Below are 15,997 nucleotides of genomic sequence, written 5' to 3' on the forward strand. Positions count from 1 at the left end.
TGTTGACTGGGGCGATGACCGACACCGTCGCCCCCGCTCCCCGAACCGCCGTCGACTTCTGGTTCGACCCGTCGTGCCCCTGGGCCTGGATGACCAGCCGCTGGATCGACGAGGTCGCCGCGCACCGCGATCTCGACGTGACCTTCCACATCATGAGCCTCGCCGTGCTCAACGAGGACAACGACGTCAGCGACGAGTACAAGGCGAACTTCGCCCGCATGCTCCGCTACACGCGTCTCGTCACGGCCGTCGGCGAGCTGCACGGGCAGTCCGCCGTCAAGCCCCTCTACGACGCCCTCGGCACGCGCATCCACCCCGGCGGCGAGACCGACGCCGACGTGGTCATCCCCGCGGCGCTCGCCGAGGTCGGCCTGCCCGCCGACCTCGCGCGGTACGCCGACACCGACGAGTACGACGCGCAGATGCGCGCCAGCCACTTCGACGGGATCGAGCGCGTCGGACAGGACGTCGGCACGCCGGTGATCGCCGTGAACGGCACCGCCTTCTTCGGGCCGGTCATCTCACCCGCGCCGAAGGGCGACGAGGCCGCGCGCCTCTGGGACGGCGTCGTGGCCGTCGCCTCGTACCCGGGGTTCTTCGAGATCAAGCGCACCCGCACGGTCGGGCCGATCTTCGACTGACGACCCGCGCCTCCTCGGCTCGACGGCCCCGCCGCCGAGGAGGCGCAGGTCGCGATCCGTCCGCCGGCCCGGTTCTATGATGATCACCATGCGCATCCACGTGGCGACCGATCACGCCGGCCTCGAGTTCAGCCAGACGGTCATCCAGCACCTCTCCGACGCGGGCCACGACGTGACCGACCACGGGCCGACCTCGTACGAGCCCCTCGACGACTACCCGTCGTTCTGCATCGCGGCGGCGAGGGCGGTCGTCCGCGATCAGCGCAAGGGCCACGACGCGCTCGGCGTGGTCTTCGGCGGTTCGGGCAACGGCGAGCAGATCGCCGCGAACAAGGTCGCGGGCGTGCGAGCCGCACTGGTCTGGAACGACTCGACCGCCCGTCTGGCCCGACAGCACAACGACGCCAACGTGATCGCCATCGGCGCGCGTCAGCACACCGAGTCCGAGGCGCTCGCCTTCATCGACGCCTTCGTCGCCGAGCCCTTCAGCCACGACGAGCGTCATGCGCGACGCATCGCGCAGGTCGGCGAGTACGAGACCACCGGGGCCATCGCCGGGCACCCGGTCGACTGACGACGTAACGTCGAGTGCGGCGGGCGCCCCGGTCGGGGTCCCCGCCGCTTCGTCGTCCCGGCCCCGCCGCCGGGACCTCACCCCGAGAGAGGGAGCACCGTGCCCGAGGGTCATTCCGTCCACCGCATCGCCAACCAGTTCGAGCAGAGCTTCGTCGGGCACCGAGCCGCGGTCAGCTCGCCTCAGGGGCGCTTCGCGGCCGGGGCCGAGAGGCTCGACGGCGCGACCATGGTGGCCGCGAAGGCCGTCGGCAAGCAGATGTTCCTCGAGTTCGACAACGGGCTCTGGCTGCACGTGCACCTGGGGCTCTACGGGGCCTGGGACTTCGCGGGCGAGATCGCGACGGGGCACTCGATGGCCGAGTCGCGGCGTCGCCGGGCCGCCACGCGCAAGGCCGAGAACGCCCCCGACGACGACGGCGAGCACTCGATGGCGAGCATCGGAGCGCCGCGCACGAGTCGGGTGCGCATGGCCGAGCAGGAGAAGGCCGAAGACGACATCGAGTCGTTCCCGCCCGAGCCGGTCGGCCAGGTGCGGGTGCGGCTGCTCACCGACACGGCGGTCGGCGACCTGCGCGGTCCGACGAAGTGCGAGGTGCTCGACGCGGCGGGAGTCGACATGGCGATCGCCAAGCTCGGCCCCGACCCGCTGGTCGACTCGCCCAAGAAGGGCGCCGACCGGTTCGTGTCCGTCGCGGGGAAGAAGCGCACCCCGATCGGTCTGCTGCTGATGGATCAGAGCGTCGTCAGCGGCATCGGCAACATCTACCGGGCCGAACTGCTCTTCCGGGCGCGGCTCGACCCGCACACCCCCGGCAATCAGGTGCCCGAAGAGGCGCTGCGCGCGCTCTACAAGGACTGGACGAAGCTGCTGAAGAGCGGCGTCGAGCTGGGCCAGATGATGACCATGGACGGTCTGACGAAGGCGCAGCACGCCAAGGCCCTCCGCAGCCGCGCCGACCGGCACTGGGTCTATCACCGCGAAGGACTGCCCTGCCGGGTCTGCGGCACGAACATCGTCATGGAGATGGCCGCGGGTCGGAAGCTCTACTGGTGCCCGACCGACCAGACTTGAGCCCATGCGGCACACCCCCACGTTCGTCCTGACCGATGTCGACGAGGTCAGGCGCCTGATCCGCGAGAACCCGTGGGCGACCATCGTGTCTCACACGGCCGCGGGCATCGTCGCGTCGCACTACCCCGTGGTGCTCGAGCCCGCCGACCCGGCCGACCCCGACGCGATCTCCATCGTCAGCCACGTCGGCCGACCCGACGAGCGTTCGCACGAGCTCGGCGAGCACGAGGCCATGGTGATCATCCAGGGCCCGCACGGCTACATCTCGCCGGGCTGGTACCCCGCCGAGCAGATCGTCCCGACCTGGAACCACGTCACCGCGCATCTCTGGGGCGTCCCCGAGATCCTGTCCGACGACGAGAACTTCAGAGTGCTCGGCGAGCTCGTCGACCACTTCGAGAACGTGATGCCCGAACCCGTGTCGCTCGCTCTCGACGAGGAGGGCTCCCGCCGCGTCGCGAAGGGCACCGTCGGCATCCGCCTGCGGGTGACGCGGTTCGACGCCCGTCTCAAGCTCAGTCAGAACAAGCCGCCCGAGGTCGTCGACCGCATCGTCGACGAGCTCGAGCACGGCCGGCACTACGCGCAGCCGGCGCTGGCCGCCGAGATGCGACGGGTGCGCGACCGATGAGCCTCGTCGACGCCCCGACCGGGGGAGCCGAGGAGGCGCGGGGCCTGATCCTGACGGACGCCCGCCTCGTCGGCAGCGACGGCTCCCCGGTCGACGTGCTGATCGAGTCGGGCGAGGTCTCGGCGATCGCCTCCGGGATCACCCCGGCTCCCGGCGTCGACGTGGTCGACCTCGGCGGGCGCTGGCTCGCACCCGGTCTCTGGGACTCGCACGTGCACATGGACCAGTGGGCGCTCGCCCGGCGGCGACTCGACCTCTCGACGGCCCGCTCCGCCGCGCACGCGGCGTCGCTCGTCGGCGAGAAGCTGCGCGCCGACCCGCCGCCGAGCGGGCAGCCCCTCGTCGGCTACGGCTTCTTCGACGCCCTGTGGGCCGACGAGCCGACCCACGGGGTGCTCGACTCCGTCAGCGGCGACGTGCCCGTCGTGCTGGTCAGCAACGACCTGCACGCGGCGTGGCTCGACTCCGCGGCCCTGGCACGATACGGCTACGGCGGCCACCCGACGGGTCTGCTGCGCGAGCAGGACGCCTTCGACGTCAGCACGCGGGTGAGCGCGGTCCCCGACGAGCTGCTCGACGGATGGGTGGCCGACGCGTCCGCCGCCGCGGCCGCGCGTGGCGTCGTCGGCATCGTGGATCTCGAGATGTCGTTCTCGATCGACCGGTGGGCGCGACGGGTCGCCGGTGGCGACCGCAGCCTCCGGGTGTCGGCCGGCGTCTACCCCGCCGACCTCGACCGGGTGATCGCGCGGGGACTCCGCACCGGCGACGTCATCGACGGCACCGGGGGGCTCGTGACCATGGGCCCGTTCAAGATCATCACCGACGGGTCGTTGAACACCCGCACCGCCTTCTGCCACGACCCGTACAGGGGTCTCGAGGGCACCCCCGCGGCTCGGGGGCTGTCCGCCTACGACGCCGACGAGCTCGTCGACTGGCTGCGCCGCGCCTCCTCGGCCGGACTGGTCCCGGCGGTGCACGCCATCGGCGACGCCGCGAACGCCCTCGCCCTCGACGCCCTCGAGGCGGTCGGCTGCGGGGGGAGCATCGAGCACGCGCAGCTCGTCGACGCCCACGACGTCGCACGGTTCGCCCGGCTCGGCATCGTCGCGAGCGTGCAGCCCGAGCACGCGATGGACGACCGCGACGTCGCCGACCGCCTGTGGGCGGGGCGCACCGATCGCGCCTTCGCCTTCGAGTCGCTCGCCGCCGCCGGCGTGACGCTGCGGCTCGGGTCCGATGCGCCCGTGGCGCCGCTCGACCCCTGGGTGTCGATGGCCGCCGCCGTGTCGCGGTCCCGCGACGGACGCGAGGCCTGGCACCCCGAGCAGCGTCTGGTCTCGTCGGTCGCGCTCGCGGCCTCGACTCGCGGGCGATCGTCGGTCGAGGCGGGATCGGTGGCGGACCTCGTCGTGACGGAGTCCGACCCGCTGTCGGCGGCGGACGCCGACCTCCGGGCGTTCGACGTCGCGGCGACGCTGCTGGGCGGCCGGTTCACCCACGTCGCGCTCGGCTGACCCGGGCGTCGGCGGTCCGCTCCCGCGCAGGCGGGGCACGACGAAGGCCGCCGCCCCGAGGGGCGACGGCCTCCGATCGTCTGGAGCGGGAGTCTCAGCCGGCGACGTGCGCGGCGAGGAACCAGCGGTCCTTCTCGAGGCCGCGCGAGATCTCGATGGCGACGTCCTGGCTGGAGGCGTCCAGCTCACCGAGCTCGTCGATGGCGGTGCGGACCGCGACGAGCGAGGCGTCGATCTGGGCCACGAGCTCGGCGATCGTGGTGTCGATCTGGTTGAAGCCGGGCGAGGTGGGCGGGATGACCGTGTTGGCGGCGACGGTGGCGATGCGCCCGTCGACGGGCAGCCCGAGGGCGACGACGCGCTCCGCGGCGAGGTCGGCCCACTCTCGTGCGTGGTCGACGACCACGTCGATCAGCTCGTGGACGGCGATGAACGCGATGCCGCGGACATGCCAGTGGGCCTGCTTGCCGTTGACCGACAGCGCGGTCATGTCGGTGACGATCTGGCTGAGGAACTGGGCGACGCCGGCAGCGACGTCGGGGTCGACGGATCCCTGGGGGACGGTGCGGGTGAGGTCGGTCATGACGTGGTCCTTTCCTTGACGATGGGGTCAACGCTAGAGGTCTGAGAAGATTCCGCAAGCAAGCTGAGGCTCGGCTCACGAAGGCCAGCCTCGCCTCACCGAGATCGTCGGAGGCGGGGGATAACCCCACCCGGGTTCCGGTCGCTGGCACCATGGGTCGGACGCCGGCCGTCGACCAGGCTCGACAGCATGAACCAGGAGACCCCCATCACGACCCCCAACCCCTACCTCTCGCCGCCGCGGCAGGCCGGCGGCTACGCCCGACGCTGGCGCGGCCTGCCCCGCGAGCTCGGCTACATCGCGCTGTCGGCGGTGCTCGTGGTTGTGGTGCTCATCGCGGCCAACATCGCCCTCCGCGGGTGGGAGACCTCCGGCGGCTACATCGCGAGCCTCCTGTCGCTCGCCGTCGTGGTGTTCGTCTCCCTCTGGGCGGCGCGCTGGTTCGGCACCTTCGAGGTGACGCGGCTGCGGTGGGCCTCCGACCGCCCGATCCGCCCCGTCGACTGGACCCCGAACACGACGTGGGGTCGCTCCGACAAGCGCATCGTCCGCGCCGTGTCCGTCGTCGCGAACCCGCACTACTGGCTCTACCTCCTCTACGCGGTCATCGTCTTCCCCGCGGTCGCCGGGTTCACCTCGTTCGTCACGTTCGCGGCGCTCGCCGTCCCGCTGGGGATCGTATTCCTGGGCGTGCTGATCCTCACCGCCGTCGTGCCGTGGAACATCTACTCCCTGGGCGACGCGCTCAGCGGGTCGACCGTCGGGTTCATGGCCCTCGCCGTGGGCGTGGTCGTCCTCGCCGCGGTCGTCCTGCTGCTGCCGTACGTGCTGCACGGGTTCGTCGTCATGCACCAGGCGATCGCCGCCGCCATGCTCGGCGGGTTCCGCTCCGACGAGCTCGAGGTGGAGCTCGCCGACCGCGAGATCTCCCGCACGGCGGCCCTCTCCGCCGAGGGCACGGCGCTCCGCCGCCTGGAACGCGACATCCACGACGGCCCGCAGCAGCGACTCGTCCGGCTCCAGATGGATCTCGCCGCCGCCTCCCGCGCCGTCGACAGCGACCCCGACAAGAGCCGGAGCCTCATCGAGGAGGCGCGGGTGCAGTCCCAGGAGGCCCTCGAGGAGCTGCGGGCGCTGTCCCGCGGCTTCGCGCCTCCTCTGCTCCTCGACCGCGGTCTGCTCGCCGCCCTCGAGTCGCTGGTCGACCGGGCGACGATCCCGACCACGCTGCTCGACCGGGTGCCCGCCCATGTGATCCTCCCGGTCGACATCGAGCGCAACGCGTACTTCATCGCCTCCGAGCTGGTCACGAACATCGGCAAGCACGCCGAGGCGTCGTCGGCCGACATCGTGGTGCGCACGCGGCAGGCGCCCGACGGCACGGGGCTGCTCCTCGAGCTCGTGGCCACCGACGACGGCCGCGGCGGGGCGGGGCTCCGCGACGGGCACGGCCTGGCCGGGGTGCAGGAGCGCCTGGTCGGACTCGGCGGGTTCCTCGACATCTCGAGCCCGGCGGGCGGGCCGACAATCGTGACGGTGAGCATCCCGCTGACCGGGAGCCCCACGCCGCCGACGACACCGACGGAGACCGTGGTCTCCCTAGACTGACCGGATGGCCGACAGCACCCTCGATCCTGCCCTCCGTGTGGTCGTCGCCGACGACTCCGTGCTGCTGCGCGAAGGACTCGTCCGACTGCTCGACGAGATCGGGGTCGTGGTCGTCGGGGCCTACGGCGACGCCGACGAGCTGCTCGCCGCGCTCGACGCGGACCTCCCCGACGTGGCCGTCCTCGACGTGCGCATGCCCCCCTCGCACACCGACGAGGGAGTGCGCGCGGCCATCGAGATCCGCTCGCGTCGCCCCGGCACGTCGATCCTGCTGCTCTCGCAGTACGTCGAGGTGGCCTACGCCCGAGACCTCCTCGAGGCGGGCTCCGGGGGAGTCGGCTACCTCCTGAAAGACCGCATCGCGTCGCTCGACGAGTTCCGCGACGCCCTCGAGCGGGTGGCGAACGGAGGCACGGTGCTCGACCCGCAGGTCGTGTCGCAGCTGCTCGGTCGGCGCAGCGACCCCCTCGCGGCGCTGACGCCGCGTGAACGCGAGGTCCTGACCCTGATGGCCGAGGGGCGGACGAACGCCGCGATCGCGTCGGCGCTCGTGATCGGCACCGGCGCCGTCGAGAAGAACGTCACCTCGATCTTCCAGAAGCTGCTGCTCGAAGACAGCGGCACCGACCATCGCCGCGTGCTCGCGGTGCTGGCCTACCTGCAGCACTGACCCCGGCACCGGTGGCGGCGCCGACCACCCGTCGGCCGCCTCGCGCGGGGGCGAAGCGCGGGAGGGGCGCCGGCCAGGACCCTCGGGTAGCCTGTGGCGATGTCCGCGCCAGCCCCGACCCCGACCCCTCCGGGCGCGTCGGCGGCGCCGTACTGGGGCGATCGCATCGTGGGTCTCGAAGGCCTCCGCGGGCTGGCGGCCATGGCCGTGCTCTCGTACCACGTGGCGCACGTCCTGACGCGTGACGTCGAGGACGAGACGATGCCCCTGCTCGTCTTCTTCATGCACCAAGGCCTCAGCCTGTTCTTCGTGCTCTCGGGGTTCCTGCTGTTCTGGCCGTTCGCCACCCGCATCATCGAGGGCCGTGAGCTGCCGTCGCTGAGGCGCTACGCCACGAACCGGTTCCTGCGCATCTGGCCGGCCTACGTCGTCGTCCTCCTGATCGTCAACTTCGTCCTGCAGATGTCGTTCCTGTCGCAGAACGAGTTCGGTCGGCTGCCGTGGTGGAAGACCCTGGTCGACCTGACCCTGCTGCACTCCTACCTGCCCGGCACGCTGCGGACGGGTCTCGAGGTCTCGTGGACGCTGACCGTCGAGCTGACCTTCTACCTCGTGCTCCCCTTCCTGGCGATGCTCGGTCGGCACGTAGCGCTCCGCACCTCCGGCTGGATCGGGTCGCTCGTGCCGGTCGGGGCGATGTTCGTCGCCGGTGTCGCCGGCAAGATCTGGCAGCACACCGCGGGTGAGACGTCGGGCCTGAGCGGTGGGGACCTCGCGTGGTCCGACAACTGGTTCTCCGTCGTGAGCCGCAGTCTGCTGCTGCACGCCGACCTCTTCGCCTTCGGCATGGCCGCCTCGTTGCTCTACATCGCCGTCCGGCGGGGGGCCGCACCTCGCGCGGCCGTCTCCGCTCTCCGCGGCACGCTGCTCGTGATCATCGGGGCCGCCTTCGTGGTGGCCTGGATCGGCTCGACCCCCGAGTTCCAAGACACCTTCGCGTCCATCGGCTTCACGGGCGTGCTGCTGCTCATGGTGCTGCCGGCCCACGGCGATCGTCTGGGTCTCATCGCCCGGTTCTGCGACTGGGCGCCCGTTCGGGGTCTCGGGGTCATCTCGTTCAGCGTCTACCTGTGGCACATGCCGGTCATCCGGATCATGCAGGACCTCCTCGATCCCGGACAGGGCGGACGCGCGCTGTACGTCCTCTATCTCGTCGTGACCGTCGCGATCACACTGACCCTCGCGACGATCACCTACTGGACGGTCGAGAAGCAGGCGCTTCGACTCAAGCCGACGGGCCGGCCCGCCCGCGGCGGCGGCGCCTCGGGCCTCGGCGCGACGGCCCCGGGAGACGACGCGGTGGCCGAGCGGTCGTCAACCCCGGGTCGAGTCGGCGGGTGACGCCGCCGCGTCGAGGATGAGCTCGTGCACCTCGCGGCCGAGTCTCTCGTAGCCGGCTGCCGTGGGGTGGATTCCGTCGGCGCTCGTGGCCGCGGCCCACTGTCCGTCGGCGCCTCTCGCGAAGAGCCAGGGATCGATGAGCGGATGGCCCTCGCCGTACGCCCATGAGGCCAGGTCGGCCTCGTAGGCCATGGCCTCCTCGGGGGCGGGCTGGTAGGGCGGGATCGCCGCGATCAGCACGCGGTCGGCGCCCACCGTGTCGATGATCGACTCGTACGACGCCTCGGCCTCGGCGAAGCTCGTGCCGTGACGCACGTCGTTCGTCCCTCCCATCAGCACCAGGACGTCGGCGTCGACGGGCGAGACGGCGGCTGCCATCTGCTCGACGGTCGCGCCGGCGCGGGCCCAGCCGCCGGCGAACACGACGCCGTCGCCCTGCGCGTAGGTCATCCACGACTCGTCGTCGAGCCCGTTGCCGAGGAACCCGCTGCGCCCTGCGCTCAGCGAGTCGCCGACCACCGCCACCCGGAGGTCGTCGGCGGACGCCGCCGGTGCGACACCGCCCTCGGCACGCGGGGCCGTGGTGCTCGGTGCGGAGCAGGCGGACAGCGCCCCGGCCAGTGCGGCGGCAGTGACGGTGGCGGCGGCGCCGAGCAGGCGCGCCCGTCGACGGACGGAGCGGCGAGGCGGCGATCCCGGGGTCATGGCGCCATTCTGCGGCACCCGCGGTCGCTGCGCGAATCGCTCGAAGCAACCCGGTATTGATATGATAAAGTTGATATCTGTTCATGGTTATCGAGCAGGGGAGTCCCGACACGTGATCTACAGACCCGAGATCGACGGCCTCCGAGCCGTGGCGGTCGTCAGCGTCATCCTGTTCCACGCGGGGGTGGCCGGCTTCGCAGGCGGTCTCGTCGGCGTCGACGTGTTCTTCGTGATCAGCGGCTATCTGATCACGGGCATCATCGTCGGCCAGCGGTCACGGGGCACCTTCACCCTCCGGTCGTTCTGGGCTCGCCGCATCCGGCGCATCGCGCCGGCGCTGCTCGTGGTCATGGCGGCGTGCACGCCGTTCGCAGTCCTCTGGATGATGCCGGACGAACTCGAGAACTTCGGCCAGTCGCTCGTCACGACGCTGTTCTCCGGCAACAACGTCCTGCTGTACCTGTCGAGCGGCTACTTCGACACCGCCTCCGAGTTCAAGCCGCTCATGCACACCTGGAGCCTCGGCGTCGAAGAGCAGTTCTACCTGCTGTTCCCCCTGCTGCTGCTCGCCCTGCTGGCCCTCGGGCGTCGGGCGGCGGCATCGGGCGTCGTCGTCGTCGGGCTCGTCAGCTTCGGGGTCGCCGTCTGGTGGTCGTCCACCGACCCCGATGCGGCCTTCTACCTGCTGCCCGCCCGATCGTGGGAGCTCCTCGTCGGGGCCGGGCTGGCCCTGTGGCACGCGCGGCCCGGTGCCGAGGCCGCACCGCGCCTCCTCGGCCCTCGTGCCGCCTCCGCGGCCGCGACCGCGGGGCTGCTCGCCATCGTCGCCACCGTCGTGGCCGTCGACGGCGGCTCGGCCGTCTCCCCGTTCGTCCTGGTCGTCCCGGTCGTCGGCGCCGCTCTCGTCATCGCCTTCGCGCGAGAGGGCACCCCGGCCGCCCGGGTGCTCTCTCGGCCGCCGGTGGTGCTGGTCGGCCTCATCAGCTTCAGCGCCTACCTCTGGCACCAGCCCCTCTTCGCCTTCGCCCGGATCTGGTCGCCCGAAGAGCCCCCCGTCGGGGTCTTCCTCACGCTCTCGGTCGTCTCCCTCGCGCTCGCCTGGCTCACCTGGCGCTTCGTCGAGACGCCGTTCCGCTCGCCCGACACGGTCCGCCGTCGCGTCTTCGCCCCCGCGGTCGGGTCGGCCGTCGTGCTCGTCGCCGCCGCGGGCCTCGTGCTCCATTCGACCAACGGTCTGCCGGGGCGGATCTACGAGCCGGAGGTCCTGGCCGACGGCGCCACGGACGTCACGTACGTCCAGCGCCTCATCGAGAACGACGCCGAGCGCTTCGTCGACGACGACCGGCTGAACGTCTTCGTGGTCGGCAACAGCTTCTCGCGCGACCTGGCGAACGCCGTCCTCGAGACCTATCCGGAGGCGCGGCTCGAGATCATCCATCAGCCCGGCGTGCTCGGATGCCTCCGCGACCAGCCGACGCCCGCGCACTTCGACGAGCGCTACGAGGCGGCCGAGCTCATCCTCTACGCCACCGATCGGGAGTACCCGACGTGCGTGCGAGACGATCTCGCGCAGGCCGTGGCCGACGGCAAGGAGATCTTCTACGGCGGCGCCAAGAACTTCGGCGACAACGCGAACTGGATCGCGCGCCAGGCGCCCGACGAGCGTGCCCTGCTGACCAACTCCGTCCCCGACGAGATCGTCGAGATGGACCACGTCGCCCGTGATCTGATCCCGGCCGAGCACCTCGTGCCCTGGCTCGACCTCGCGGTGGACGGCCGCGTGCCCATCACCGACGACGAGGGGCGCATCCTCTCGCCGGATCGCATCCACTTCACGAAGTACGGCGCCGCCTACTTCGGGGAGCGGGTGCTGCCGCGGACGGGCCTCGACGAGATCATGAGATCGGTGACCCCGGAGGACTGAATCGGAGGGGATGACGGGAATCGAACCCGCGCCATCAGTTTGGAAGACTGAGGCTCTACCATTGAGCTACATCCCCAGGAGCGGCCTCGGCCGCATGGGTAGAACCACTATAAACCATCTGCCGGTTCGTTCAGTCACCGGTCGCTCGCGTCGGCTAGACTGACCGCGGCCTTTTCCCCGACCCGACCTCAACGGGACAACACGGGGTGAGACCGTTCCAGGTGATACACGGGGCGTAGCGTAGTGGCTAGCGCGTCCGTTTTGGGGGCGGAAGATCGCAGGTTCGAGTCCTGTCGCCCCGACGATCGTCTACCTGCTGTCTCGGATGTGAGTTCAGCGTCGCCAACACAGGAGAAGCCCCACATTGGTCCAGACCACGGTTGAAAAGCTCAGCCCCACGCGCGTCAAGCTCAACATCGTCGTGACTCCCGACGAGCTGAAGCCCAGCGTCACGCACGCCTACGGGCACATCGCCGAGACCATCAACATCCCCGGCTTCCGCAAGGGCAAGGTCCCGCCGCCCATCATCGACCAGCGCGTCGGTCGCGAAGAGGTGCTGAACCACGCCGTGAGCGAGAGCCTCGACAAGTTCTACCGCGAGGCCGTCACCGAGACCGAGATCCGCGTGCTCGGCCGCCCCGAGGCCGACGTCGTCGGCTGGCCCGACGTCAAGGACTTCTCGGGCGACCTCACCATCGCCGTCGAGGTCGACGTGCGTCCCGACTTCGACCTGCCCGACTACGAGGGCATCGAGCTCACGGTCGACACGGTCGAGATCTCCGACGACGAGGTCGACGAAGAGCTCGCGAACCTCCGCACCCGCTTCGGCACGCTCGTCACCGTCGACCGCCCCGCCACCACGGGCGACTTCGCCCAGATCGACCTCACCGCCACGATCGGCGACGACGAGGTCGACACCGCCAAGGGCATCTCGTACGAGCTCGGCTCGGGCGAGCTGATCGAGGGCATCGACGAGGCCCTCGAGTCGCTCACCGCCGGCGAGAGCACCACCTTCGAGTCGAAGCTGCTCGGCGGCGACCGCGAGGGCGAGACCGCGCTCATCGCCGTCACCGTCACCGCCGTGAAAGAGCGAGAGCTCCCCGAGGCTGACGACGACTTCGCTCAGATCGCCAGCCAGTTCGACACGATCGACGAGCTCAAGGCCGACCTGCGCGAGCAGCTCGCCAAGTCGAAGTCGTTCGGCCAGGGTGGCCAGGCTCGCGACCAGGTCGTCGAGAAGCTCCTCGAATCGGTCGAGATCCCCGTCCCCGAGAAGCTCGTGGAAGACGAGGTGCACCGTCACCTCGAACAGGAGAACCGCCTCGAGGACGACGAGCACCGCGCCGAGGTCAAAGAGAGCAGCGAGAAGGCCTTCCGCAACCAGATCCTCCTCGACGCCATCGCCGAGAAGGAAGAGGTCAAGGTCGAGCAGGACGAGCTCACCCAGTACCTGATCCAGGGTGCCGCCCAGTACGGCATGGAGCCGGGCGAGTTCATCAAGGTCCTCGACCAGAACGGTCAGATCCCCGCTATGGTCGGCGAGGTCGCCCGCAGCAAGGCCCTCGCGGTCGTGCTGTCGAAGGCCAAGGTCGTCGACGGCGAGGGTGCGGCCGTCGACCTGTCCGCCTTCACCGCCACGGCGGGTGTCGGTTCGGACGACGACGACCACGAGGGTCACGACCACGCGTAGTCGAGACGTCTGAGGTCGACCGCTGGTCGATACGCGAGGGCCGGGTGCAGAACGCACCCGGCCCTCCGTCGTCCCCGGCACCGTGCCTCCTCGGTCGGCCCGACGCCGAAGCCGGACACCCGTCGCCACCCGCTATCTGCCGTGGGCGAACAGTCCGGAACCCGTGCGTTGGACCCTATAGATTCGACAGCAAGCGACAACGAATGGGAGCTCCACCATGGCCGATGTGACACTGCCCAACAGTGTTTTTGACCGACTGCTCAAAGACCGCATCATCTGGCTCGGCTCCGAGGTGCGCGACGAGAACGCCAACGAGATCGCAGCGAAACTCCTGCTCCTCGCCGCGGAGGACAGCGAGAAGGACATCTACCTGTACATCAACTCGCCCGGCGGGTCGATCACCGCGGGCATGGCGATCTACGACGCCATGGAGTTCGTGCCGAACGACATCGTCACGGTCGGCATCGGTATGGCGGCCTCGATGGGTCAGCTGCTTCTGACCGCCGGCACCAAGGGCAAGCGCTACATCACGCCGAACGCGCGTGTTCTGCTGCATCAGCCGCACGGCGGCTTCGGCGGCACCTCGTCCGACATCCAGACGCAGGCGCAGCTCATCCTCTCGATGAAGCGACGTCTCGCCGAGATCACGGCGGCTCAGACGGGCAAGACCGTCGAGCAGATCAACGAGGACGGCGACCGCGACCGCTGGTTCACGGCCGAAGAGGCCCTCGAATACGGCTTCGTCGACCACATCCGCGGTTCGGCCACCGACGTCGTCGGCGGCGCCGGCACCGACCAGTCGTAGCCCCCACCCGATCGTCAGCACAGAAAGAGAAGAACACATGGAACTCCCGATGATGGGTGGTGCGGGCCGCGTCCAGACCCCCGATTCCCGGTACATCCTCCCCAGCTTCGAAGAGCGCACGGCTTACGGCTACAAGCGCCAGGACCCCTACGCCAAGCTGTTCGAAGACCGCATCGTCTTCCTGGGCGTGCAGGTCGACGATGCGTCGGCCGACGACATCATGGCGCAGCTGCTCGTGCTCGAGAGCATGGATCCCGACCGCGACATCACGCTCTACATCAACTCGCCCGGCGGCTCGTTCACGGCCATGACGGCGATCTACGACACGATGCAGTACATCCGCCCCGAGATCCAGACGGTGTGCCTCGGTCAGGCCGCTTCGGCCGCCGCGGTGCTGCTCGCCGCCGGTCAGCCCGGCAAGCGACTCGCCCTCCCCAACGCCCGCGTGCTGATCCACCAGCCGTCGACCGGCGGCAACAGCGGGGGCCAGGCGTCCGACATCGAGATCCAGGCCGCCGAGGTGCTCCGCATGCGCACCTGGCTCGAAGAGACGCTGTCGTTCCACTCCAACAAGACCCCTGAAGAGGTGAACCGCGACATCGAGCGCGACAACATCCTCGGTGCACAGGAGGCTCTGGCCTACGGTCTCGTCGACCAGGTGCTGACCTCGCGCAAGAACCAGCCGGCGCTCACGCGCTGACCGATTCCGACCACGGTCGCCCCGAAGCCCCGGACCACGCGGTCCGGGGCTTCGTCGCGTCGGCGGATCCGACGCCCGGCCCGCGTGGGTCCGTCGGCGTCGGAGGATCGCGTTAGGCTCGATGCACGACGACCGTCAAGGGTCGCCGATCTTCACGCCACGAAGGAGGCCGGGCATGGCACGTATAGGTGAGAGCGCCGATCTGCTCAAGTGCTCGTTCTGTGGAAAGAGCCAGAAGCAGGTCCAGCAGTTGATCGCCGGTCCCGGCGTCTACATCTGCGACGAGTGCGTCGAGCTCTGCAACGAGATCATCGAAGAGCGCCTCGCCGAAGCCGGCGAAGAGCCCACCAGCGAGTTCGACCTGCCGAAGCCCCGCGAGATCTACTCGTTCCTCGAAGAGTACGTGATCGGCCAGGACGCGGCGAAGCGCTCGCTCTCCGTGGCCGTGTACAACCACTACAAGCGCATCCGCGCCGCCTCGACCCTCACCGCCGCCGAGTCCTTGGCCGACGAGGTCGAGATCTCGAAGTCGAACATCCTGCTCATCGGTCCGACGGGCTGCGGCAAGACCTATCTGGCTCAGACTCTGGCCAAGCGTCTCAACGTCCCGTTCGCCGTCGCCGATGCGACCGCCCTGACCGAGGCCGGCTACGTCGGCGAAGACGTCGAGAACATCCTCCTCAAGCTCATCCAGGCCGCCGACTACGACGTCAAGCGGGCCGAGACGGGGATCATCTACATCGACGAGATCGACAAGATCGCCCGCAAGGCCGAGAACCCCTCGATCACTCGAGACGTGTCGGGCGAGGGCGTGCAGCAGGCGCTGCTCAAGATCCTCGAGGGCACGGTCGCCTCCGTGCCGCCGCAGGGCGGTCGCAAGCACCCGCATCAGGAGTTCATCCAGGTCGACACGACCAACGTGCTGTTCATCGTGGCCGGTGCGTTCGCGGGGCTCGAAGAGATCATCTCGAACCGCGCGGGCAAGCGGGGCATCGGCTTCGGCGCCCCTCTGCACAGCAAGGAAGATGAGGCGGCCCTCTTCAGCGAGGTCCTGCCCGAAGACCTGCACAAGTTCGGTCTGATCCCCGAGTTCATCGGCCGTCTGCCGGTCGTGACGACGGTGACCCAGCTCGACCAGCCGGCGCTCATGCAGATCCTCACCGAGCCGAAGAACGCCCTGGTGCGTCAGTACCAGCGCATGTTCGAGATCGACGGCGTCGAGCTGGAGTTCGATCGCGGCGCGCTCGAGTCGATCGCCGACCTGGCCGTCCTCCGGCAGACCGGCGCACGAGGGCTGCGGGCCATCCTCGAAGAGGTGCTCGGGCCGATCATGTTCGACGTCCCCTCCGACGACACCGTGGGCAAGGTCGTGGTGACCCGTGCCTCCGTGCTCGAGAACGCGGCGCCGACCATCGTGCCCCGCGTCGTCGAGCAGCGCACCGAGAAGTCCGCGTAGCCCTCAGCGGGTCCGGCG

15 protein-coding genes and 2 tRNA genes are annotated in these 15,997 nt (G+C 70.0%); 14 read left to right on the forward strand and 3 right to left on the reverse strand.

Annotated features, from left to right (window positions below; all coding sequences use genetic code 11):
- Positions 1-14: 14 nt before the first annotated feature.
- From ACZZY9_RS13830 to ACZZY9_RS13850, 5 genes are all read left to right on the forward strand, one after another.
- Positions 15-641, forward strand: coding sequence for a mycothiol-dependent nitroreductase Rv2466c family protein (locus tag ACZZY9_RS13830; protein ID WP_320476945.1), 627 nt, complete (start codon positions 15-17; stop codon positions 639-641).
- An 88-nt stretch (positions 642-729) separates the two neighbouring features.
- A complete protein-coding gene (locus tag ACZZY9_RS13835) occupies positions 730-1,215 on the forward strand; it encodes a ribose-5-phosphate isomerase (protein ID WP_463464512.1) in 486 nt (161 codons plus the stop codon).
- A gap of 99 nt (positions 1,216-1,314) precedes the next feature.
- The gene (locus ACZZY9_RS13840) at positions 1,315-2,289 is read left to right on the forward strand and encodes an Fpg/Nei family DNA glycosylase (protein ID WP_463464513.1); all 975 of its coding nucleotides are present in this window, start codon (positions 1,315-1,317) and stop codon (positions 2,287-2,289) included.
- Between the two features lie 4 nt (positions 2,290-2,293).
- Positions 2,294-2,920, forward strand: coding sequence for an FMN-binding negative transcriptional regulator (locus tag ACZZY9_RS13845; RefSeq protein ID WP_192059948.1), 627 nt, complete (start codon positions 2,294-2,296; stop codon positions 2,918-2,920).
- Positions 2,917-4,437 carry an amidohydrolase gene (locus tag ACZZY9_RS13850; protein WP_463464514.1) on the forward strand — a complete coding sequence of 507 codons (1,521 nt, stop codon included), beginning with the start codon at positions 2,917-2,919 and terminating at the stop codon, positions 4,435-4,437. The genes ACZZY9_RS13845 and ACZZY9_RS13850 overlap by 4 nt, the downstream gene beginning before the upstream one ends.
- Before the next feature lie 94 nt (positions 4,438-4,531).
- Here the strand turns inward: ACZZY9_RS13850 and ACZZY9_RS13855 are convergent, their stop codons facing one another.
- Positions 4,532-5,020, reverse strand: coding sequence for a Dps family protein (locus tag ACZZY9_RS13855; RefSeq protein WP_055794695.1), 489 nt, complete (start codon positions 5,018-5,020; stop codon positions 4,532-4,534).
- A gap of 189 nt (positions 5,021-5,209) precedes the next feature.
- Here ACZZY9_RS13855 and ACZZY9_RS13860 point away from each other — a divergent pair, with 189 nt between their 5' ends.
- The 3 genes from ACZZY9_RS13860 to ACZZY9_RS13870 all read left to right on the forward strand — a co-directional run bounded on the left by ACZZY9_RS13860 (position 5,210) and on the right by ACZZY9_RS13870 (position 8,699).
- Positions 5,210-6,628: a sensor histidine kinase gene (locus ACZZY9_RS13860; protein ID WP_463464515.1), complete on the forward strand. Its 1,419-nt coding sequence runs from the start codon at positions 5,210-5,212 to the stop codon at positions 6,626-6,628.
- Between the two features lie 4 nt (positions 6,629-6,632).
- Positions 6,633-7,298 carry a response regulator transcription factor gene (locus ACZZY9_RS13865; protein ID WP_192059954.1) on the forward strand — a complete coding sequence of 222 codons (666 nt, stop codon included), beginning with the start codon at positions 6,633-6,635 and terminating at the stop codon, positions 7,296-7,298.
- Between the two features lie 99 nt (positions 7,299-7,397).
- Positions 7,398-8,699, forward strand: a complete 1,302-nt coding sequence (locus ACZZY9_RS13870) for an acyltransferase family protein (protein WP_463464516.1) — start codon at positions 7,398-7,400, stop codon at positions 8,697-8,699.
- On the opposite strand, the gene ACZZY9_RS13875 is transcribed toward ACZZY9_RS13870, so the two are convergent.
- Positions 8,673-9,404, reverse strand: a complete 732-nt coding sequence (locus ACZZY9_RS13875) for an SGNH/GDSL hydrolase family protein (RefSeq protein ID WP_463464517.1) — start codon at positions 9,402-9,404, stop codon at positions 8,673-8,675. The genes ACZZY9_RS13870 and ACZZY9_RS13875 overlap by 27 nt on opposite strands.
- Positions 9,405-9,516: 112 nt before the next feature.
- Between ACZZY9_RS13875 and ACZZY9_RS13880 the strand changes: the two genes are divergently transcribed.
- A complete protein-coding gene (locus ACZZY9_RS13880; protein WP_463464518.1) occupies positions 9,517-11,328 on the forward strand; it encodes an acyltransferase family protein in 1,812 nt (603 codons plus the stop codon).
- 5 nt (positions 11,329-11,333) lie between these two features.
- Here ACZZY9_RS13880 and ACZZY9_RS13885 read toward each other — a convergent pair.
- Positions 11,334-11,404: transfer RNA gene (locus tag ACZZY9_RS13885), tRNA-Gly, on the reverse strand.
- A gap of 153 nt (positions 11,405-11,557) precedes the next feature.
- Here ACZZY9_RS13885 and ACZZY9_RS13890 point away from each other — a divergent pair.
- The 5 genes from ACZZY9_RS13890 (at position 11,558) to clpX (ending at position 15,979) form a co-directional block, all read left to right on the forward strand.
- Positions 11,558-11,630 (forward strand) — tRNA-Pro (locus ACZZY9_RS13890).
- Positions 11,631-11,692: 62 nt separating this feature from the next.
- Positions 11,693-13,018 carry a trigger factor gene (gene tig, locus ACZZY9_RS13895; RefSeq protein WP_192059962.1) on the forward strand — a complete coding sequence of 442 codons (1,326 nt, stop codon included), beginning with the start codon at positions 11,693-11,695 and terminating at the stop codon, positions 13,016-13,018.
- Between the two features lie 217 nt (positions 13,019-13,235).
- The gene (locus ACZZY9_RS13900; RefSeq protein ID WP_192059964.1) at positions 13,236-13,823 is read left to right on the forward strand and encodes an ATP-dependent Clp protease proteolytic subunit; all 588 of its coding nucleotides are present in this window, start codon (positions 13,236-13,238) and stop codon (positions 13,821-13,823) included.
- Between the two features lie 37 nt (positions 13,824-13,860).
- Entirely contained in the window at positions 13,861-14,523 is a 663-nt protein-coding gene (locus tag ACZZY9_RS13905) for an ATP-dependent Clp protease proteolytic subunit (protein WP_279292988.1), read from the forward strand.
- Between the two features lie 175 nt (positions 14,524-14,698).
- Positions 14,699-15,979: an ATP-dependent Clp protease ATP-binding subunit ClpX gene (gene clpX, locus ACZZY9_RS13910; RefSeq protein ID WP_192059966.1), complete on the forward strand. Its 1,281-nt coding sequence runs from the start codon at positions 14,699-14,701 to the stop codon at positions 15,977-15,979.
- Positions 15,980-15,997: the final 18 nt, after the last annotated feature.

It is taken from the genome of Frigoribacterium sp. AC394 (assembly GCF_979258095.1).

Coding starts and splice junctions, on each gene's coding strand:
- ACZZY9_RS13830 (WP_320476945.1), top strand. CDS start 15: ATGACCGACACCGTCGCCCCCGCTCCCCGAACCGCCGTCGACTTCTGG.
- ACZZY9_RS13835 (WP_463464512.1), top strand. CDS start 730: ATGCGCATCCACGTGGCGACCGATCACGCCGGCCTCGAGTTCAGCCAG.
- ACZZY9_RS13845 (WP_192059948.1), top strand. CDS start 2,294: ATGCGGCACACCCCCACGTTCGTCCTGACCGATGTCGACGAGGTCAGG.
- ACZZY9_RS13850 (WP_463464514.1), top strand. CDS start 2,917: ATGAGCCTCGTCGACGCCCCGACCGGGGGAGCCGAGGAGGCGCGGGGC.
- ACZZY9_RS13855 (WP_055794695.1), bottom strand. CDS start 5,020: ATGACCGACCTCACCCGCACCGTCCCCCAGGGATCCGTCGACCCCGAC.
- ACZZY9_RS13860 (WP_463464515.1), top strand. CDS start 5,210: ATGAACCAGGAGACCCCCATCACGACCCCCAACCCCTACCTCTCGCCG.
- ACZZY9_RS13865 (WP_192059954.1), top strand. CDS start 6,633: ATGGCCGACAGCACCCTCGATCCTGCCCTCCGTGTGGTCGTCGCCGAC.
- ACZZY9_RS13870 (WP_463464516.1), top strand. CDS start 7,398: ATGTCCGCGCCAGCCCCGACCCCGACCCCTCCGGGCGCGTCGGCGGCG.
- ACZZY9_RS13875 (WP_463464517.1), bottom strand. CDS start 9,404: ATGACCCCGGGATCGCCGCCTCGCCGCTCCGTCCGTCGACGGGCGCGC.
- ACZZY9_RS13900 (WP_192059964.1), top strand. CDS start 13,236: ATGGCCGATGTGACACTGCCCAACAGTGTTTTTGACCGACTGCTCAAA.
- ACZZY9_RS13905 (WP_279292988.1), top strand. CDS start 13,861: ATGGAACTCCCGATGATGGGTGGTGCGGGCCGCGTCCAGACCCCCGAT.
- clpX (WP_192059966.1), top strand. CDS start 14,699: ATGGCACGTATAGGTGAGAGCGCCGATCTGCTCAAGTGCTCGTTCTGT.